Origin of the sequence: Enterobacter sp. BNK-34 (genome assembly GCF_048684445.1) — a bacterium.
Lineage (GTDB): Bacteria > Pseudomonadota > Gammaproteobacteria > Enterobacterales > Enterobacteriaceae > Enterobacter > Enterobacter pseudoroggenkampii.
The window spans coordinates 4,509,322-4,530,735 of record NZ_JBLQUA010000001.1; the positions used below are offsets into that span (position 1 = coordinate 4,509,322).

Genomic DNA, 21,414 nt, shown 5'->3' on the forward strand with positions numbered 1-21,414 from the left:
ACAAAACAACACCGAACATAGGCCGGGTAGGCGTCAGCGCCACCCGGCTTTTTTACCTTACAGCGCGATATCCGCAACCGGTTTGTTTTCCGGCTGAGGCTTCAGCTCCGCTTTTGGCGCAGCATCCGCAGCCTGCGGTTTGATGTACTGCAGCTGCAGTACGCGGCTGGTGTATTCCAGCTCCTGCTCCGTCGCGCTCACGTTGCCGTTCAGCTTCGTGCCATAGGATGGAATAATGGTTTTCAGCTTCGCCTGCCATTCCGGGCTGGCGATTTTATCTTTAAACACTTTTTCCATCAGGTGCAGCATGATTGGCGCAGCGGTAGACGCACCCGGTGACGCACCCAGCAGCGCGGCGATGGTGCCGTCCTTATCGCTCACCACTTCGGTGCCCAGACGCAGCACGCCACCCTCTTTCGGATCGCGCTTGATGATCTGTACGCGCTGACCCGCCTGCCACAGACGCCAGTCTTCTTTCTTCGCCTGCGGATAGTACTCTTTCAGCGCCTCGAAACGATCGTCGTCAGAGAGCATCACCTGGCTAATCAAGTATTTCACCAGGTCGAAGTTATCCAGACCCACGTCCATCATCGGCTTGACGTTAGAGGTGGTGGTTGCGCTGAGCAGGTCCCACAGGGAACCGTTTTTCAGGAACTTCGTGGAGAAGGTCGCGAACGGCCCAAACAGCACCACGCGTTTGCCGTCAAGCATACGGGTATCGATGTGCGGAACAGACATCGGCGGTGCGCCAACAGAGGCCTGACCGTACACTTTTGCCAGATGACGGTTCACCACTTCCGGGTTATCGGACACCAGGAACTGACCGCCCACCGGGAAGCCCGCGTAGTCGTCAGCTTCCGGAATACCGGACTCCTGCAGCAGCTTCAGCGCCGCGCCGCCCGCACCGATAAAGACAAACTTCGCCTTGATGACGTGCTCGGCTTCGTTGTTTTTCAGATCGGCAACGGTCACGCTCCAGCTGTTATCCGCGTTGCGCTTGAAACCACGCACTTCAGTGCTGAGCTGCAGGTTGAAGTTCTCTTTTTTCTTCAGAGACGTCACCAGCTGACGGGTAATTTCACCGTAGTTAACGTCGGTACCAATTTCGGTACGGGTCGCCGCCACTTTCTGATTCGGGTCACGACCTTCCATGACCAGCGGAGCCCACTCTTTAATCTGCGCGTGGTCTTCAGAATATTTCATCCCGCGGAACAGCGTGCTCTGCTGCAGAGCGGCGTAGCGCGCGCGCAGGAAGTTGACGTTCTGCTCACCCCACACAAAGCTCATGTGCGGTACGGTGTTGATGAAGGAGTGCGGGTCGTGCATCACGCCGCTGTTGACCTGATGAGACCAGAACTGGCGAGAAACCTGGAATGCTTCGTTGATCTCTACCGCCTTCTCGATACTAATGGAACCGTCCTTTTTCTGCGGCGTATAGTTCAGTTCCATGAGTGCCGAATGGCCGGTACCGGCGTTGTTCCAGCCGTTCGAACTCTCCTGCGCCACGCCATCAAGGCGCTCGACCATGGTCATTGACCAGTCCGGCTGCAGTTCTTGCAGATAGGTTCCCAGCGTGGCGCTCATGATACCGCCACCAATTAAAAGGACGTCCGTTTCCTGCTCTTTTGGTGCGTCAGCTTTCGCCGCCATGGAGACGGTGTTAAGCCCCACGGCCAGAGAAAAGAGCATGGCAGTCATTTTTTTCATAATTTATGCCTTAGTGTAAAAGTGCTTGATGCGTGGAAATTGCAGGTGAAAAAAGCTGCGGGGGCACGGTAACAACTTTTAAATATTGTTTAAAGGTTACGAAATTATTGTAATTGTGAAATTTAATGATGGATTGTTTGTGAGGAATTATCGATGCGTCTGGTAAAGCGCGGTTTTACTGGCTAGTATGTTGCGTTTTGTGATCGCGCGCACGGAAGCCTGCCCTAACCAGCGAACTGTTATGTCCTTACCCCATTCTGCCGTATCCCCCGAAGACCGCGTAGCCAACGTACTGCGTTCCCCTAAGCAGCTGACGCGTGAAACGCTGGCGGGCGTGATTACCGCCCTGGCGCTGATCCCCGAGGTCATCTCATTTTCGGTGGTGGCGGGCGTTGACCCGAAGGTCAGCCTGATCGCCTCCGTGGTGCTGTGTCTTGCCCTGTCCGTGCTGGGCGGTCGTCCGGCGATGGTCACGGCCGCGGCCGGTTCCGTGGCGCTGGTTATTGGGCCCATGGTGCATCAGCACGGCGTACAGTATATTCTTCCCGCCGTGCTGATGGCAGGCGTAATTCAGATTCTGTTTGGCGTGCTGGGCATGGCAAGGCTGATGCGCTTTATTCCCCAGTCGGTCATGACCGGGTTTGTTAACGCCCTGGGCATTTTGATCTTCTTCGCTCAGGTGCCGCATTTCTGGAGCCGAAGCCCGCTGATTGTGGGCCTGTTCGTGCTGACGCTGCTGATCGTGCTGTGGGTGCCGCGCTATCTCAAAAGCATCCCTTCCCCGCTGATTGCGATTGTTGTGCTTACCGTGTTCACCGTTTCAACCGGTCAAATCCTGCCGACCGTGGGCGATGAAGGCTCCATGAGCGGCGGTTTACCGGGTCTTACCGAACTTCTGGTCCCCCTCAATGTACAGACGCTGAGCATTATCTGGCCGTGCGCGTTGAGCATCGCCTTTGTCGGCCTGCTGGAATCCCTGCTGACGGCAAAGCTGGTGGATGAGCTGACCGCAACGCCGTCGAGCAAGCGCCGTGAGAGCATCGGGCTGGGCGTGGGTAATATTCTGGCCGGATTTTACGGTGGTATTGCGGGCTGCGCGATGATTGGGCAAACCATCGTTAACGTGGAGATGGGAAAAGGCCGAAGCCGCATTTCAACCCTTGCAGCGGGCATTGTGCTGCTGATCCTGGTCACGGCACTCAGCGACGTGATGGCCAACATCCCGATGGCGGTGCTGGCGGGCATTATGGCGATCGTCGCCGTCAAAACCTTCAGCTGGCACAGCCTTCAGCCCGCCACGGTGAAAACGGCCCCGATTGCAGAAACGGTCGTCATGCTGGTGACCGTTGCCGCCACGGTATCAACCGGCAATCTGGCGATTGGCGTGCTGGGCGGGATTATCGTTATGGCGCTACTCCCCGCCCGCATTAAGCGTCGGCTTAAAGAAGAAAAATCGTCGCCAGCCCAAGAAAAATAAAGAAACCGCCGGTATCGGTGATGGCGGTGATCATCACGCTCGACCCCACCGCGGGGTCGCGCCCCAGTTTGGTCATCGTCAGCGGGATAATGACCCCCATCATCGATGCCACCAGCAGATTTAGCACCATCGCCAGCATCATCACCCCACCCAGCGCCATATCGTTATACAGCCACCAGGTAATGCCGCCCATAATACCGCCCCATACCAGGCCGTTGATCAGCGCCACGCCCATCTCTCTGAAGATCAGAAAGGCGAAGTTACCGGGCTGAATATTTTCCAGCGCCAGCGCGCGGACGATCATGGTGATGGTCTGGTTTCCGGTGTTGCCGCCGATTCCGGCCACAATCGGCATCAGCGAGGCCAGCGCCACCAGCTGCGAAATGGTGTGTTCAAAACCGTCAATCACCCGGGAGGCGATAAAGGCGGTACACAGGTTAATGGCCAGCCACGCCCAGCGGGTTTTCACCGCCTTGCCGACGGAGGCATGGACGTCATCTTCGGCGCTGATCCCCCCGAGCGCACGCAGATCGTTGTCGGTTTCTTCGTAGACCACATCAACGATCTCATCGATGGTCAGACGCCCCATCAGTTTGCCGACGGAGTCCACAACGGCGGCACTCACCAGGTCATCACGTTCGAAGGTACGCGCCGCTTTCTCCGCATCGTCTTCCGGGGAGAAGACCATCGGCTCGTTTTCCATCACCTCGCTCACCTTCCGCTGGGTGCTGTTGAGCAGGATGGTTTTCAGCTCCAGTTCGCCGAGCAGGGTTTTATCCCGGGAGGTGACAAACAGTTTATCGGTGTTGTCCGGCATTTTTCCCAGGCGACGCAGGTAGCGCTGCACGGTACCCAGCGTCACGTCCGGGCGCACCGTGATAACGCCGAACTCCATGATCGCGCCGACGCTGTTTTTCTCGTAGTGCATCACCTGACGCACGCGCGCGCGTTCATCGGCAGGCAGTGATGCCAGCAGGCGACCGGTCAGGTTGCGCGGCAGGTGCTGAACGAGGTAAATCTGCTCGTCGATATCCAGGGTTTGCAGAGCGTCAAGAATATCCCGGTCGCTCATCTCGTCGATCAGGTCATCCCAGACGTTTTCAGAGGCCTCGAGCAGCACCTGCCCGCGCTCGTGATCCTGCACCAGACGCCACAGGGCGTGACGTTCTTCCGAGGGAAGCGCTTCCAGGGTATCCGCCAGATCCGGCGGGGGTAAGTGAGCAACCAGCGCACCTACCTCAGCAATATCGTCGGCTAAAGTGCCGACATCATATTGCTCAGCCAGGGTGAGTTTGCCTAATAGCGTAGAGGTGACCGCTTTATCGGTCGTGAGAAGCCAGATCAGTCGCGCGCGCTCCTGGTCACGCTGTCTGGCGCTGTTTTTCTTTAATACCGACATCAATCATAAATCCATTAAATGAGTTGGGGTTAAGCATAGCGCGGGGATATGTAAATAAGAATAAACAACGGGGTGGGATGGAGAAAAAAGCGGCATTACGGCCACGATCTATCCCCTCTCCCTGTGGGAGAGGGTTAGGGTGAGGGCTTCAGGCCGTACGCGCCACCGCGTCACGCGAGGCTGCATCGCGCTCTTCACCGGTCAGCTCGCTCAGCCTGCCGTCGCGCATCTCCAGCAGGCGGTCAGCATGAATGAAGTAGTGATCGTCATGGCTGATGGCGAAAATGGTTTTGCCCATCTCCTGCATCAGCGGCAGCAGCACCTGATAAAACTCGCGTCGGAAGTGCGGGTCCTGATCCGCCGCCCACTCATCCAGCAGAATGATGTCACGCTCTTCCGCTAGCGCCAGCAGCAGCGCCACGCGCTTTTTCTGCCCTTTGGAAAGCTTCAGATTCAGGATCTTCCCGTCCTGTAACTCCAGCTTGTGCGACATCTGCAGCTGCGCCAGCCATTTTTCCACCAGCGCAGGATTGGCCTGCTGCCCTTCCGGACCCAGCAGCCGATCGAACAGCCAGACGTCGGTGAACACCGCCGAGAAAAGCTTGCGGTAATCCTCGGGTTTCTCCGCGCTCAACGCTCTGCCATCCAGCAAAATCTCGCCCGACTGCGGCTGATAAAGCCCGGTAAGCAGCATCGCCAGCGTCGATTTACCGCTGCCGTTGCCGCCGATCAGGAACAGCAGCTCGCCGCGACGGATTGTCAGGTTGACTGGCCCCACGGAGAAGGCGCTGTCCTGATAGCGGAACGTGACGTTACGCAGCTCCAGCGTCTGCCAGTTCGGGAAGGCCTGCGGGCGCGGAAATTCGGCCTTAAACGGCGCGAGATCGAATTTTTTGAGCTTATTAAAGGCCACCTGCGCACTCAGCAAGGTGGGCAACGCGCCGACCGCCGAGAGCAGCGGCGTGCGCAAAAACAGCAGCGTCAGCGAGTAGGTTGCCGCGACGTTGGTGTCCGCCCAGCCCAGGCTGTTCGCCATCCAGAATACCAGGCCAATGGCACCCAGCATCATGATGTTTGACCAGTTCACCGCACTCAGGTGGAAGGTATCGGCGCGAATAATATGATGACGATATTCGCGCGCGTCCGGGATATAGAGATGGTTAAAGATATACTCGGCGCGCTCGCGGTTCAGGGTGAGCTCTTTGCGCCCTTCCAGTACCGTCTGGTAATCGTTATAGAGCTTATCTTCGGTTTCACGCAGCACCGCCATGTGTTTGTAGACGCGCGACACCAGCACAAAGCCGCCCCAGATGGTGATGGCAATCCACAGCGCGGTCACCGCCAGCATTTTGCTGGAGAGCCAGGCGAGATAAGCGGCCGATCCAAAGGTCAGAATGATCCCCTGCACCAGCTCCGGCAGACGAACGAACGCGATGGTAATGGCGCGCACGTCGCTGGTCAGCCCCGCCAGCAGGGAAGCGCTCCCGAGCTGCTCAACGCGCTCTATCTGGGTGTCCAGGATCCGCTTGATAAACTCACTGCGCAAACGGAAAACGAAATGGTGCCCAAGCGCGGTCAGCGCAAGCTGGGAACCGAGCGTAACCGCCATCAACAGGAGCAGCAGACCGAGAAACTCCGGCAATACGGAGAGCGAGGTGTCGACCATTTCAATCAACCGCACGTTAATGAACGCGATCAGGCCAATACCCAGCGCGGCGCTGGCAAGGCTTAATGCCATTACGGCAATGAAGGGCCAGCGATACTGACGCCAGACAAGGAGAAGTAGTTGCATGCAGGCAATCCGGACAATAAAAATCAGCCAGCAGTGTAAACTGCCAGGCGCGTACATCAAGAATAATTCTTATTTTTGTTTACGCATCCCCGCCTGACGGAAGGTCAGGTTATAACGGTACTCGCCCGTGAGGGGGTGGATCCCGGGTTTCAGCGGCTGAATGCCGTGATAATAAAGCCGAGATTCCCTGCCCCACACCACCACATCGCCATGTTCCAGCATGATGCGTTTGAGCGGATCGTTGCGGCGTAATCCCCCGAACTGGAAGACGGCGGGCAGACCTAACGATACAGAGACGATAGGCGCGCGCAGATCGGGCTCATCCTTGTCCTGATGCAGCGAGAGCTTCGCACCGACGGCGTAGCGGTTAATCAGACAGGCATCAGGGCGAAAGTCAGGATAATCCGCCGCCACGGCAGCCTCGTGGCAGAGAGCCTGAAAAACGGCAGGCATCGGGGGCCACGGCTGGCCGGTCGTGGGGTCGTGCGGGGCATACAGATAGCCCCGCTCGTTCGTCGCCCAGCCCAGTTCCCCGCAGTTGGCCATGGCCACCGACATGGTGTAGCCGCCCGGCGTCACCATATGGCGAAACGGCGAAACCGCCGTCACCTCGTCGATACCGGCAAGCAGCGCCGCCGCACGGGAGAGTGCAAAGCGGCGCAGGATCGCTGCCCCCGGCGCAAGCGGCTCCTGCCAGGGTTCAGCATCCGCAAAAAGATCGAGCATTATCCCTCCTGGCGTTTCGCCTCACGTTTCAGTAATAGCGCTTTTCGCGCCGTCCCCCAGCGGTAGCCCGACAGCGCACCGTCGTTACGAACCACCCGATGACAGGGGATCACAATTGCGAGCGTGTTTGCCGCACAGGCGCCTGCTACGGCGCGTACCGCATTAGGTTGACCAATCGCCTGCGCCACCTGCTGGTAACTTGCCGTTTCGCCGCAGGGAATGTTGCGAAGGGCCTGCCAGACGCGCTGCTGGAACGCGGTTCCGCGAATATCCAGCGGCAGCGCAAGCGGTACATCGCGGTTATCAATACTGGCAATCACCTGGTGGATCCGCTGCACAAAGGCGTCGTCCAGCGGTGCGTGCGCAGCTTTTGGAAATTGCGTGGCAAGCTCTGCGGTTACTTCCGCATCGGTGTCACCCAGCAGAATCGCGCAGATTCCCCGCTCGCTTTCTGCGACCAGACAGCGTCCTAACGAACAGTCATCGATGGCATACCGCACGGCCACCTCTCCTTTACGGTACTGCTTCGCCGTCATGCCCAGCGCATCGTCGGCTTTACGATAATAGCTGCTGCTGTCAGGAAACCCCGCCGCCAGCACGGCGTCGGTAATTTTGTCTCCCTGTGCAAGCGCGGCGCGCAGGCGCTGGCCCCGTGCCGCCTGCTGCCAGGCTTTTGGCGTCATGCCGGTCACGGCCTTAAACAGACGGTGGAAATGGAAAGGACTCATGGCAACCTGCTGCGCCAGCCCTTCCAGGGTTAGCGTAGGCTCCTGCTCCAGAAGACGGCAGGCCTGTTCCACTTTCGCCAGCTTCTGCGCCTGCGGATCGCGTTTGTCCGGCATGCAGCGCTTGCACGGACGAAAGCCGGCCTGTACGGCATGATGGGCATCAGGATAAAAGCGGACATTTTTACGCAGCGCGTGGCGGGCACGGCATGACGGGCGGCAGAAAATACCCGTGGTCTGCACGGCGAAGACAAACTGATCGTCAGCGATCGGATCGCGGGCCAGCACGGCCTGCCAGCGATCCTCATCGGTAATAAAGGTTGAGTTTCTCATTATCGGCTCCTCTTACAAGCATACATAGAGCGTGCCTGAGCGCCACTGATAAAAAACCCGCAACCTTGCTTTTTAATTTTTGTCGCTAACCAGGAAACTGTTGAACTGCGGCGAGCTCCAGGTTTTGAACCCGTCGCCCTCTTTGGTGATCATATAAACCGCCAGCCCTTCCTGACGAACCACCTCTTTGGCTTTTTCCGGACCGAGAACCATTAATCCGGTATCCCAGGCATCCGCTTCCAGCGCGGTGGGGGCAATGACCGTCACCGAGACCAGGTTATGCGTGATGGGGCGCCCGGTCTGCGGATCGATAACGTGCGAAATACGCTTCCCCTCAAGCTCGTAATAGTTACGGTAGCTGCCGGAGGTACTGATGCCATGTCCGTTGATATCCACTATCGCCTGCACGGCATTTTGCCGATCGGTCGGCTTTTGAATCGCTACGCGCCACGGCTTATCGCTGGCGTTCATGCCCCGACTGACCAACGCGCCGCCCACCGAGACCAGATAACGGGAAATTCCTTCCTGGGCCATCAGCGCAGCAAGATGATCCGCCGCATAGCCTTCCCCGACCGTCGACAGATCGACAAACAGATCGGGGATATCTTTTTGCAGGTACTGTTGCCCGTACTGATTGATCACCGTCAGATGCTGCAGCCCTGTCCTGGCGCGGGCGTCATCAATGGCTGCCTGTTCGGGCGTCTTCACCGGCTGTTTATTCGGGCCAAATCCCCAGAGGTTTACCAGCGGTCCGACGGTCACATCCATCGCCCCGTTGGTTTTGTAACCCACGCGCATTGCCTCGGTCACGATATCGGCCATCGCCTCGCTCACTGGCCACAGGGAGGTGCTGGTTGAGAGGTTAAAGCGCATCAGCGCCGAGTCATTTTTATAGGTCGACAGCAGCTGATCGTCGGCGTCCAGCTGCGACTGGATTTTGCCGCGAAGTTCGTCTGTGCGTGTTTTATCGAGGTTCATCACGCTGACGCGCCAGAAGGTCCCCATCGTTTTGCCTTCGAGCACCGTCGCGGCGGGTGCGTCGGTTTTCGCCACGGGTGTGGGATCGTTACACGCGGTCAGGAAAAAAAGCATAGCCAGAAAGCTGGCGCGTAAAAAAGTCATGTCCATTCATTATTATCCTCATGCCAGGGCGGCAAGAGTACACCAAAACGGGTGAGTTGTGAGAATCAGAGAGGCACAAAAAAGGGGCCATCAGGCCCCTTACGTCACACGATGACGCGATTAGAACTGGTAAACCAGGCCCAGCGCGACGATATCGTCAGTACCGATACCCGCCTGACGGGTAAATTCATTTTCATCAACCAGGTTGATTTTGTAATCAACATAGGTGGACATGTTTTTGTTGAAGTAGTAAGTCGCACCCACATCAACATATTTCAGCAGATCCTGATCGCCGTAACCTTCGATGTCTTTGCCTTTAGACTGCAGGTAAGCCACGGATGGACGCAGACCGAAGTCGAACTGGTACTGAGCAACCACTTCGAAGTTCTGCGCTTTGTTAGCGAAGCCGTAAGCGGTAGTCGGGTTGCTGCCGTTAGAAGTACCGAAACGGGTTGCGTTGTAGGTCTGAGAGTACTGCGCTGCCAGATAGATGTTGTTGGCATCGTATTTCAGGCCACCAGAATAGACTTCTGCGTGATCGCCATTACCGTATACGCCAGCTGCATTCTGGTCGGCGGTACGTTTGGAGGAGGACATCGCACCACCCACGCTGAAGCCTTCGCCCAGGTTATAGGTCACGGATGCACCGTAGCCGTCGCCGTTCTGGTTCAGCAGGCTGCGACCGTTAGTGTTTTCACCCTCTACGCTGCCGTTTTTGCCCTGATACTGCAGAGCAAAGTTCAGGCCGTCCACCAGACCAAAGAAGTCCTGGTTACGGTAGGTCGCGACGCCGTTAGCACGTTGCTGCAGGAAGTTGTCAGCGCCGTAGGTATCGCCGCCAAATTCTGGCAGAACGTCAGTCCAGGAAGTTACGTCGTAGATTACGCCGTAGTTACGACCGTAATCGAAAGAACCCGCCTCAGCGAATTTCAGACCCGCAAACGCCACACGCGTCCATGACTGATTGTCACCTTCAGTGGTGTTGCCCTGAATCTGGTATTCCCACTGGCCGTAACCGGTCAGCTGATCGTTAACCTGAGTTTCGCCTTTGAAGCCAAGACGCATGTAGGTCTTGTCGCCGTCATTACCCTTGTCGTCAGAGAAATAGTGCAGACCATCAACTTTACCGTACAGATCTAATTTGTTGCCATCTTTGTTATAAATTTCGGCCGCATTTGCTGCGCCTGCCACCAGGAGTGCTGGTACCAGGAGGGACAGTACTTTAACTTTCATTTTATTAACCCTCTGTTATATGCCTTATAATTGCCACTGCTTACTGGTTAACCCTCATTAACCAGTCGGCAATTTCATTCTCCGCAAAATCACAGAATAATCCAATGCGAATATGATACGAAAACTTTGAAGATGTTTCATTTATCCATGAACATGTTTCAAAATGTAAATATCAAGGAACTTTTACAAAGCACAAATAGCTTAGAAATTTAGCACTTATAATCAAAAGAAAAATAACACACATAAAAATCAACTACTTATAATAAAAATCGTTACAGCACTGAATGACAAAACAAGATCGCGCCTAATCTCTAAAATATCTCTCGCTATCATCATTAACTTTATTTATTACCGTCATTCAGTTTTGAATGTCTGTTTATCCCTAATTGAGCCGAATGCTTCGCATTCGGTTTTTTTTTACCTTTCTTTACGTAACTTTTGATTTTTTGTGCTACCGCACCGAAACTGTAACGACTATTAACTAAATCCTCACCGCTATCCTTCGCTGGCGAAATATTGATGTAAAACTTAATTTCTTGTTAATTCGTGCTATTTGCTGGCTAAGCGCACTTATTATTTGTACGCGCACGGCGTGTTTGTACATGTTTAGTGCGCCACCTGCCGCCGATATTGTCCGTTGAAAAAGTCGACTCTTCCCGGGCAGTGGCGCTGGAAATTCAGTTATTACCCTTTATACTGCCCTATCGCCACAGAGCATGACCATGACGGGTTAAAGATATCAATGAGTCAGACTGAAACTACCGCCCCGAGCAAATTTTCCCTCCTTCCCGGGAGCATCACCCGTTTCTTTCTTCTTCTGATCGTTGTGCTGTTAGTGACCATGGGGGTGATGGTACAAAGCGCGGTTAACGCCTGGCTGAAGGATAAGAGCTATCAGGTCGTCGATATCACCCACGCCGTGCATAAGCGCATCGATACCTGGCGCTACGCCACCTGGCAGATTTACGACAATATCGCGGCCGCCCCGGCCTCCTCGTCCGGAGATGGACTTCAGGAGACACGGCTTAAGCAGGATGTCTACTATCTCGAAAAACCGCAGCGTAAGACCGAGGCGCTTATTTTTGGCTCTCACGACAGCGCGACGCTTGAGATGACGCAGCGTATTTCGACCTATCTGGATACCCTCTGGGGTGCCGAAACGGTGCCATGGTCGATGTACTATCTGAACGGTCAGGACAACAGCATGATCCTGATCTCCACGCTGCCGTTAAAAGATCTCTCTTCCGGGTTTAAAGAGACCACCGTGGGCAGCATCGTCGATTCCCGCCGGGCAGAGATGCTGCAGCAGGCGAATGCCCTCGATGAACGTGAGAGCTTCTCTTCCCTGCGTCGTCTGGCCTGGCAAAACGGTCATTATTTTACCCTGCGCACTACGTTCAACCAGCCAGGACACCTGGCGACGGTGGTGGCCTTCGATTTACCGATTAATGATTTAATCCCACCGGACATGCCGCTCGACAGCTTCCGTCTGGAGCCCGACAGCAGCACCCAGAACATGCGGGCGGCGTCTGACAAAGAGGCCGCAGAGAGCGTATCGATCTCCTTTAACGGCTCGAAAATCGAAATTGCCTCATCGCTGAATTCGACCGGTATGCGTCTGGTGTGGCAGGTGCCGTTTGGCACGCTGTTGCTCGATACCCTGCAAAATATCCTGCTGCCTCTGCTGTTAAATATCGGTCTGCTGGCGCTGGCGCTGTTTGGCTACAGCACCTTCCGTTTCCAGACGGGGCGTCAGAGCGACGCCTCTGCGGTGCCGGCCGGCACCAGCAATGAGCTGCGCGTATTGCGTGCATTGAATGAAGAGATTGTTTCCGTGCTGCCGCTTGGGGTCTTAGTTCACGACCAGGAGGCGAATCGTACGGTGATGAGCAACAAAATTGCCGACCATCTGCTGCCGCATCTTAACCTGCAGAACATCACCACCATGGCGGATCAGCATCAGGGAGTGATTCAGGCCACCATCAACAATGAACTGTACGAAATCCGTCAGTTCCGCAGCCAGGTGGCTCCCCGCACGCAAATCTTCATTATTCGCGACCAGGATCGCGAAGTGCTGGTCAATAAAAAGCTCAAGCAGGCACAAAGACTGTATGAGAAAAACCAGCAGGGGCGCGCCGCATTCATGCAGAACATTGGCGATGCCTTCAAGCAGCCGTTAAAAACGCTGGCAACCCAGGCGGCGGCGTTAAACACCGCTGAAAGCCACCAGCTTGCCTGCCAGGCCGATTCGCTGGTCAGAATGGTCGATGAGATCCAGCTGGCGAACATGCTGGAGAATGATTTCTGGAAGGGTACGCCAACCCTCTTCTCCATTCAGGAACTGATCGATGAAGTGGTGCCGGAAGTGCTGCCCGTCATTAAGCGCAAAGGGTTGCAGCTGCTGATCAATAACAATCTCCCTGCGAATGACGAACGCCACGGCGATCGTGAAGCGCTGCGGCGCATTCTGCTGATGATTATTCAGTACGCTGTGACCACCACGCAGATTGGCAAGATCACCCTCGAAGTTGGCACTGAGGAGTCAGCAGAAGACCGCCTAACGTTCCGCATCCTGGACACCGGGGAAGGCGTCACCACGAGTGAAATTGATAATCTGCACTTCCCGTTCCTGAATGACACGCAAAGCGATCGCTACGGCAAGGCCAATGCCCTGACCTTCTGGCTGTGCGACCAGCTGGCGCGTAAGCTCGGCGGCCATCTGAATATCAAAGCCCGTGAATCCCTCGGCACCCGTTATTCTCTGCACGTGAAAATGGCGGCCAATCCGCAGGAAGAAGATGAAGAACGTCTGCTGGATGATGTTGTGGTGATGGTCGATGTGACCTCGAACGAGATCCGCAATATTGTCGTTCGCCAGTTAGAAAACTGGGGTGCGGCCTGCATCACGCCGGATGAAAGACTTGCAAGTCAAGAATTTGATCTGTTTTTAACTGATAATCCGTCTAATCTTACTGCCTCCGGCTTGCTTTTAAGCGATGATGAGTCAGGCGTGCGGAAAATCGGCCCTGGCCAGCTGCGCGTCAACTTTAATATAAGCAATGCAATGCAGGAAGCTGTACTACAACTAATAGAAGAGCAGCTGGCGCAGGAAGAGATAGCGGAATCCCCGTTAGGCGGCAATGAAAATGCCGAGCTTCACGCCAGCGGATACTATTCACTCTTTGTTGATACAGTACCAGATGATGTTAAGCGGTTGTATACTGAGTCCGCTGCGAATGATTTTGCAGCGCTGGCACAGACAGCACACCGGCTTAAAGGGGTGTTTGCCATGCTTAATCTGGTTCCCGGCAAGCAGTTATGTGAAACGCTGGAACATCTAATTCGTGAGAAAGATGCCTCTGGCATTGAAAAATACATCAGCGACATTGACGCCTACGTCAAAAGCTTGCTGTAGCAAGGTAGCCTTATACATGAACAATATGAACGTAATTATTGCCGATGACCATCCGATTGTACTGTTCGGTATTCGCAAATCACTTGAACAGATCGAGTGGGTGAATGTAGTCGGTGAATTTGAAGACTCTACAGCACTGATCAATAACCTCCCAAAGCTTGATGCACACGTGCTCATTACCGATCTCTCCATGCCTGGAGACAAGTACGGTGATGGGATCACGCTCATCAAATATATTAAACGCCACTTCCCGGATATCTCGATCATTGTTCTGACCATGAACAACAACCCGGCGATCCTGAGCGCGGTACTGGATCTGGACATCGAAGGGATTGTGCTGAAACAGGGCGCACCGACCGATCTGCCAAAAGCGCTTGCTGCGCTGCAGAAAGGCAAGAAGTTCACGCCTGAGAGCGTCTCTCGTCTGCTGGAAAAAATCAGCGCGGGTGGCTACGGTGACAAACGCCTGTCGCCGAAAGAGAGTGAAGTTCTGCGCCTGTTCGCCGAAGGTTTCCTGGTGACCGAGATCGCCAAGAAGTTAAACCGCAGCATTAAAACCATCAGCAGCCAGAAGAAATCAGCGATGATGAAACTGGGCGTGGACAACGATATTGCACTGCTGAACTATCTCTCCTCCGTCACGCTGAGCGCAACGGACAAGGATTGATCTCAACGGGTGTGCGGCCTGATGCCCTCACCCACCGGGAGAGGGTGAAAAGCTTAAAAGGCCCTTGCGGGCCTTTTTTATATTCTTGTTTTTCTCACGCGCTCCGCGTAAATCGACAATGTCTGCTTCAGCACGTCCAGCGTCACCGGTTTCGACAGACAGCTGTCCATGCCTGACTCCAGACAGCGCTGCTTCTCTTCCGCCAGCGCGTTCGCCGTTACGCCCACCACCGGCAGCGTCAGGCCCAACTGTCGGATGCGCTGCGTCAGACGGTAGCCGTCCATGTTTGGCATGTTGACGTCGCTAAGTACGATATCAATATGATTTTTACTCAGCACGTTCAGCGCATCCACACCGTCATTGGCCGTTTTGCACTGGTAGCCCAGCGATCCAAGCTGGTCAGCCAACAGGCGGCGGTTAATCGGATGGTCGTCCACCACCAGAATCATCATATCGTCATTCACTGACGCCAGAGACTCGGGTGACGGCAATCCGCCCGCGCCGTCGCGCTCTTCCAGCTCCACTTTGTAGATGCGCGCCAGCAGGCTCAACAGCTCGTGCGGGGTGGCGACACTGTGTACCCATTCCCCAGGCGCACGCTCGACAGGAATGCCGATGTGGCGACGACAGAAGAGCACCGACCCTCTTCCCTGCCACGGCTGATCCGGCATCTCGTCGGCGATCAGCACATCGTCCACGTCCGGCGTTTGACCTTCATAGCGGCACACCCTCACGCCGCTGTGGGCAAGCAGCGCCGTCAGGTAGTCATTCAGCGAGGCGTTATGCACCGCCAGCCAGCAGCGCTTATCGCTCAGCCCGTCTACCGTGGATTTTGCCGGATACTGCGCCGAATAGAGCGGAATGCGGATGGTGAACTGGCTGCCCATGCCGGGCTCGGTATCCACCGAGATATCACCGTCCATCATGCTGACGAGCTTCTCACAAATCGCCAGCCCCAGTCCGGTTCCCTGGAAGTTACGCTGCACGCCGGTACCGACCTGGAAGAACGGATCGAACAGACGAACCACTTCTTTCGCCGGGATGCCGACGCCCGTGTCGCGCACGCGAATGCTCAGGTAATCCCCCGCCCGACAGACGTGCAGCACAATACAGCCGGTATCGGTGAATTTAATGGCGTTGCTGAGCAGGTTAGAGATGACCTGCTGCAGGCGCATCGGATCGCCGTGCAGCGTCAGCGGCACATCCGGCTCAATAAAGCAGTAGAGCCCCAGCTGTTTACGCACGACCAGTGGCAGATAGTTGGCGCTGATATGGTTCATGACCTCGCGCGGCGAGAACTCCCGCGGCTCGATTTTCAGCTGCTCAGACTCAATTTTAGAGAAGTCGAGAATATCGCTGATGATTTTCAGCAGCAGGCTGGAGGAGTTGTTCATCGCCGTCACCAGCCTGTCGACCCCTTTCGGCAGCTCTTTCGTCTGCAGCAGGTCGAGGTTACCGATGATCCCGTACAGCGGCGTTCGCAGCTCGTGGCTGACGGTCGCAAGGAACATGGATTTCGACTGGCTGGCCTGCTCTGCCGCCTGCGCCATCTCCTGCAACGACTCTTCCATTTTCACGCGCGCGGAGACATCCACCAGCACGCAAATCGCCACGTTTTCATTGCGATAGCGGGAATGGACAAAGCTAATCTGCAGGTTGGTGTGCGTGCTGGTAAGCACGTCGACAAAGTTAACCTGCTGACCGCAGATAATCTGCGTCAGCCTTTGCCGGTCCTCATGCGTCAGCATATTCAGGTAGTTATGCGCCAGTTCGTTACTCAGGATGTTGGTCCCGTCCTGGGTACGCAGAATACAGATCCCCACCGGCGCCGAAGCGACAATCTTCCGGTTAAACTGCTCGTGTTCCTCCAGCCGCTGGGCGTCGCTCTCGGCGGGAATAAAGATTTTCCGCTCATACATGCGCGCCAGGGTGAACAGCGCCCCACCCGCGATCAGGTTCAGCAGAATGGCATTCATGATGAGAATGCGTATCCGCTCAAGCACCATATCCACCGGCAGCGAATAGACGATACTCAGCGAGGAAGGCGGCAGGCTCTTCTTCAGCACCAGCTCGCGGAAACCCGAGGTATAGCCAAACCACGACCGCTCCTGCATCCAGTGGGGTTCGACGTTAAGCCGGTTATCCGGCCCGGCAAGCGAGATCAGCTGATGACCGTTTTCATCCAGAATGGTCACCCCCATGGGCAGGCTGCCCGGGGTGAAGAAGTTTTCCATGCGAATGGTCTGCTCAATCCCCAGCAGCGCCTGCAGGCGATTACCGAGATACACCGGCGTCAGGGCGTAGAAATAGCCTACGCCCGGACGCGGGCCCTGGCTCACCCAGAAGATGTTATTGCCGCGCTCGTCCTGCGGCGCATTGCGGTATTTGACAATACGTTCATGCAGGCTTTTCAGCGCATCGTCACGCTCAACGGGCACGTCGCGCAGGCCAAAGTCAGCCATGCAGAGATTCTCGCTGCCAATCAGAAAGACGCGGTTCAGGTCATAGGCGGCGGAGAAATTGTCGCGCCAGTAGCGCATAAACCAGGCAAGGGACTCCAGCGACCCGCGCCAGGAATTGCTCATGGTGGAGCAATCGGAGTCCGGGAACAGCGGCTGGAAGTCCGGAACTTCGGTTTTGTCATCACGCCCGCGAAGCGCAAGGATGCCGTTTTCCGCCGTCAGACGATTTTCGGCAATATACTTCAGCTCCTTCATCACGTCAGACGTTCGCTGAATGTAACGCTGGGCCTGGTCGGAGCTTAAGTTAAACTCCTGGCGGATCTCCGCTTCTTTCTGGTGCAGCGCGTTAACGATGTAAAACACCGAGAACAGGGCCACCAGCAGCCAAAGCAAGAGCGCCAGCGCCCGAAACAGATAGCGAGAGACTTTCAGCGTAGTACGAAAGGAGACGAGGTATTTCAAGGGGGCGAGGCTCCGCCGTCGGGGTCAAAAGAATGTGGTTAAGGTAGCGGTAAACGCGCCAGGTCGCAACGTTGACTTATCTGCTTGTGCAAAAGAAAAGGGCCGGAATCCGGCCCTTTTTTGCATCAGAAGACATTACTCGTCAGCGTCATCCGCTGCGTCATCGTCAGTGTCGACTTCCGGCGCGATATCATCATCGCCTTCCGCAACGCTACCGTCGATGGAATCGAGCTCTTCCTCATCCACCGGCTCAGCAACACGCTGCAGACCCACCACGTTCTCATCTTCCGCTGTACGGATGAGGATTACGCCCTGGGTATTACGCCCTACCACGCTGATCTCAGACACGCGGGTACGCACCAGCGTACCGGCATCGGTGATCATCATGATCTGGTCCGCATCGTCCACCTGCACCGCGCCCACAACGGAACCGTTGCGCTCGGTAACTTTGATAGAGATAACGCCCTGCGTGCCGCGAGACTTGGTTGGGTATTCCCCTTCCGCCGTACGTTTACCGTAACCATTCTGCGTTACGGTCAGGATAGCCCCTTCACCGCGCGGAATAATCAGAGAAACCACGCTGTCTTCGCCAGCCAGCTTGATACCACGCACGCCCGTCGCGGTACGACCCATCGCACGGACGGCGTTCTCTTTAAAGCGCACCACTTTACCGGCCGCAGAGAACAGCATCACTTCATCAGAACCGGAGGTCAGATCCACACCGATCAGCTCGTCGCCTTCGTTCAGGTTCACGGCGATAATACCGGCAGAACGCGGACGACTGAACTCGGTCAGCGCGGTTTTCTTCACGGTACCGCTGGCGGTCGCCATAAAGACGTTCACGCCCTCTTCGTACTCGCGTACCGGCAGGATGGCGGTGATACGTTCGTCCGCTTCCAGCGGCAGCAGGTTAACGATTGGACGACCACGTGCGCCACGGCTCGCTTCCGGCAGCTGATAGACTTTCATCCAGTACAGACGACCGCGGCTGGAGAAGCAGAGGATCGTGTCATGGGTGTTAGCCACCAGCAGGCGGTCAATAAAGTCTTCTTCTTTAATACGTGCCGCAGACTTGCCTTTACCGCCACGACGCTGTGCTTCGTAGTCGGTCAGCGGCTGATACTTCACATAGCCCTGGTGAGACAGGGTGACCACCACGTCTTCGCGGTTGATCAGATCTTCAATGTTGATATCAGAGCTGTTCGCGGTGATTTCGGTGCGGCGCTCGTCGCCGAACTGATCGCGGACCAGTTCCAGCTCTTCACGGATCACTTCCATCAGACGCTCTGCGCTGCCCAGGATGTGCAGCAGCTCAGCAATCTGTTCCAGCAGCTCTTTGTATTCGTCGAGCAGTTTTTCATGCTCAAGGCCGGTCAGTTTCTGCAGACGCAGATCCAGAATCGCCTGGGCCTGCTGTTCAGTCAGGTAATACTGACCGTCACGCACGCCGAATTCAGGTTCCAGCCACTCAGGACGCGCCGCGTCATCGCCCGCACGTTCCAGCATCGCGGCGACGTTACCCAGATCCCACGGACGGGAAATCAGGGCAGCTTTCGCTTCCGCCGGGGTTGGTGCACGACGGATCAGTTCGATGATCGGGTCGATGTTGGCCAGCGCAACCGCCAGCGCTTCAAGGATGTGCGCACGGTCGCGCGCTTTGCGCAGTTCGAAGATGGTACGGCGGGTCACCACTTCACGGCGGTGACGCACGAACGCGCTCAGGATCTCTTTCAGGTTCATGATCTTCGGCTGACCATGGTGCAGTGCAACCATGTTGATACCGAAGGAGACCTGAAGCTGAGTCTGGGAGTACAGGTTGTTCAGCACAACCTCACCCACCGCGTCGCGTTTAATCTCAATCACGATGCGCATACCGTCTTTGTCAGACTCGTCACGCAGCGCGCTGATGCCTTCAACGCGTTTTTCTTTTACCAGCTCGGCGATTTTTTCAATCAGACGCGCTTTGTTCACCTGATACGGGATCTCGTGAACAATGATGGTTTCACGGCCGGTTTTAGCGTCCGCTTCCACTTCGGCGCGGGCACGGATGTAAATCTTGCCGCGACCGGTGCGGTACGCTTCTTCAATACCACGACGACCGTTGATGATCGCCGCCGTCGGGAAGTCCGGGCCCGGGATGTGTTCCATCAGCCCTTCAATGCTGATGTCTTCATCGTCGATATAGGCCAGGCAGCCGTTGATCACCTCGGTGATATTGTGCGGCGGAATGTTGGTTGCCATACCGACCGCGATACCGGACGAACCGTTAACCAACAGGTTCGGGATCTTGGTGGGCATCACATCTGGGATGCGCTCGGTGCCGTCGTAGTTATCGACGAAATCAACGGTCTCTTTTTCCAGGTCGGCCATCAGCTCATGAGCGATTTTCGACATACGGATTTCCGTATAACGCATCGCCGCAGCGGAGTCGCCGTCGACTGAACCAAAGTTACCCTGGCCATCTACCAGCATGTAGCGCAAGGAGAATGGCTGCGCCATACGAACGATGGTGTCATAAACGGCGGTATCACCATGCGGGTGATATTTACCGATGACGTCACCGACGACGCGGGCAGATTTTTTATAGGCTTTATTCCAGTCATTGCCCAATACGTTCATGGCGTATAGTACGCGACGGTGTACCGGCTTAAGGCCATCGCGGACGTCCGGCAGCGCACGGCCAACAATGACCGACATCGCATAGTCCAGATAGGAGCTCTTCAGCTCTTCCTCGATGTTAACCGGTGTAATTTCTCTCGCAAGGTCGCTCATCTAACCGCTATCCCTCTACTGTATCCCGGATTCAAAGGTCGCAAATTATAACACAGCCGAGGTGATTGAGGTAAACCTATACGCTTTATTCACGGGGATTGCCTGATATACTCATTCGTCTTGCTAAATAAGGAGTAAAAGCGCCCATGAATGCCGAAAAATCCCCGGTGGTTCACAACGTTGACCACGAAGAGATTGCCAAATTTGAAGCGGTGGCGTCCCGCTGGTGGGATCTCGAAGGTGAGTTCAAACCGCTGCACCGTATTAACCCGCTGCGTCTGGGCTATATCGCGGAGCGTTCCGGCGGTCTGTTCGGTAAGAAAGTGCTCGACGTCGGCTGCGGCGGCGGTATCCTGGCGGAAAGCATGGCGCGCGAAGGGGCGAATGTTACGGGCCTGGATATGGGCTTTGAACCGCTGCAGGTGGCCCGCCTTCATGCGCTGGAGTCCGGTATACAGGTGGAATACGTGCAGGAAACCGTAGAAGAGCACGCGGCAAAACACGCCCATCAGTACTATGTGGTGACCTGCATGGAGATGCTGGAGCACGTTCCCGATCCGCAGTCGGTGGTGCACGCCTGTGCAAAACTGGTAAAACCGGGCGGCCAGGTCTTCTTCTCAACCCTCAACCGCAACGCTAAAGCCTGGCTGATGGCCGTTGTCGGCGCGGAGTATGTGCTGCGCATGGTGCCGAAAGGGACCCACGACGTGAAGAAATTCATAAAGCCTGCAGAGCTGTTAAGCTGGGTTGATCAGACGTGGCTCAAAGAGCAGCACATCATCGGCCTGCACTACAATCCGCTGACCAATAAATTCAAACTCGCACCGGGCGTTGATGTTAACTATATGTTGCACACAACCGCCAAAAACGACTAACGTCATTCGTTATTCTTATAAAGATTGCGCGACATCATGTTGCGCAATTCTGACCTCTCGTTGAAGAAATCAGCACTCGATCAAATTTTGAATTTTTTTTCTTAATTATTGACATGTCTTCCAGGCCTTACGGTACGAGGACTTAGCCTTTTTTACCCTTTCACAACCTCAATTTAACGTCAAAATCAACCCTTGTGCTGAAAAGATTCGATACTAGAATACTCACCATATAGCGTTTTTCTTATCG

At 55.6% G+C, this 21,414-nt stretch carries 13 protein-coding genes; 4 read left to right on the plus strand and 9 right to left on the minus strand.

What is annotated here, in order from left to right; translation table 11 throughout:
• Positions 1-57 precede the first annotated feature (57 nt).
• A complete protein-coding gene (gene mqo, locus ACMGG5_RS22205; RefSeq protein ID WP_024908193.1) occupies positions 58-1,707 on the minus strand; it encodes a malate dehydrogenase (quinone) in 1,650 nt (549 codons plus the stop codon).
• Between the two features lie 187 nt (positions 1,708-1,894).
• Here mqo and ACMGG5_RS22210 point away from each other — a divergent pair, with 187 nt between their 5' ends.
• The gene (locus ACMGG5_RS22210) at positions 1,895-3,184 is read left to right on the plus strand and encodes a SulP family inorganic anion transporter (protein ID WP_420278525.1); all 1,290 of its coding nucleotides are present in this window, start codon (positions 1,895-1,897) and stop codon (positions 3,182-3,184) included.
• Here the strand turns inward: ACMGG5_RS22210 and mgtE are convergent.
• From mgtE to ACMGG5_RS22240, 6 genes are all read right to left on the minus strand, one after another.
• The gene (mgtE, locus tag ACMGG5_RS22215) at positions 3,147-4,583 is read right to left on the minus strand and encodes a magnesium transporter (RefSeq protein WP_090419915.1); all 1,437 of its coding nucleotides are present in this window, start codon (positions 4,581-4,583) and stop codon (positions 3,147-3,149) included. The genes ACMGG5_RS22210 and mgtE overlap by 38 nt on opposite strands.
• Before the next feature lie 148 nt (positions 4,584-4,731).
• A complete protein-coding gene (locus tag ACMGG5_RS22220) occupies positions 4,732-6,375 on the minus strand; it encodes a multidrug ABC transporter permease/ATP-binding protein (protein ID WP_090420248.1) in 1,644 nt (547 codons plus the stop codon).
• Positions 6,376-6,444: 69 nt separating this feature from the next.
• The gene (gene alkB, locus ACMGG5_RS22225; RefSeq protein WP_090419919.1) at positions 6,445-7,101 is read right to left on the minus strand and encodes a DNA oxidative demethylase AlkB; all 657 of its coding nucleotides are present in this window, start codon (positions 7,099-7,101) and stop codon (positions 6,445-6,447) included.
• A complete protein-coding gene (gene ada / locus ACMGG5_RS22230) occupies positions 7,101-8,159 on the minus strand; it encodes a bifunctional DNA-binding transcriptional regulator/O6-methylguanine-DNA methyltransferase Ada (protein WP_420278526.1) in 1,059 nt (352 codons plus the stop codon). The genes alkB and ada overlap by 1 nt, the downstream gene beginning before the upstream one ends.
• A 72-nt stretch (positions 8,160-8,231) precedes the next feature.
• Positions 8,232-9,287: an FAD:protein FMN transferase ApbE gene (gene apbE / locus ACMGG5_RS22235; protein ID WP_032646590.1), complete on the minus strand. Its 1,056-nt coding sequence runs from the start codon at positions 9,285-9,287 to the stop codon at positions 8,232-8,234.
• 114 nt (positions 9,288-9,401) lie between these two features.
• Entirely contained in the window at positions 9,402-10,514 is a 1,113-nt protein-coding gene (locus ACMGG5_RS22240; protein WP_024908199.1) for a porin OmpC, read from the minus strand.
• A 742-nt stretch (positions 10,515-11,256) separates the two neighbouring features.
• Here ACMGG5_RS22240 and rcsD point away from each other — a divergent pair.
• Positions 11,257-13,929 carry a phosphotransferase RcsD gene (gene rcsD / locus ACMGG5_RS22245; RefSeq protein ID WP_024908200.1) on the plus strand — a complete coding sequence of 891 codons (2,673 nt, stop codon included), beginning with the start codon at positions 11,257-11,259 and terminating at the stop codon, positions 13,927-13,929.
• A 16-nt stretch (positions 13,930-13,945) separates the two neighbouring features.
• Positions 13,946-14,596 carry a response regulator transcription factor RcsB gene (rcsB, locus tag ACMGG5_RS22250; RefSeq protein ID WP_003859405.1) on the plus strand — a complete coding sequence of 217 codons (651 nt, stop codon included), beginning with the start codon at positions 13,946-13,948 and terminating at the stop codon, positions 14,594-14,596.
• Positions 14,597-14,673: 77 nt separating this feature from the next.
• On the opposite strand, the gene rcsC is transcribed toward rcsB, so the two are convergent.
• Positions 14,674-17,520, minus strand: a complete 2,847-nt coding sequence (rcsC, locus tag ACMGG5_RS22255; RefSeq protein ID WP_061714731.1) for a two-component system sensor histidine kinase RcsC — start codon at positions 17,518-17,520, stop codon at positions 14,674-14,676.
• Between the two features lie 135 nt (positions 17,521-17,655).
• Positions 17,656-20,292: a DNA topoisomerase (ATP-hydrolyzing) subunit A gene (gene gyrA, locus ACMGG5_RS22260; protein WP_420278527.1), complete on the minus strand. Its 2,637-nt coding sequence runs from the start codon at positions 20,290-20,292 to the stop codon at positions 17,656-17,658.
• 146 nt (positions 20,293-20,438) lie between these two features.
• Between gyrA and ubiG the strand changes: the two genes are divergently transcribed.
• Positions 20,439-21,167 (plus strand): bifunctional 2-polyprenyl-6-hydroxyphenol methylase/3-demethylubiquinol 3-O-methyltransferase UbiG, encoded by a 729-nt coding sequence (gene ubiG / locus ACMGG5_RS22265; RefSeq protein ID WP_420278528.1) that lies wholly within the window; start codon positions 20,439-20,441, stop codon positions 21,165-21,167.
• The last annotated feature ends 247 nt before the right edge of the window (positions 21,168-21,414 follow it).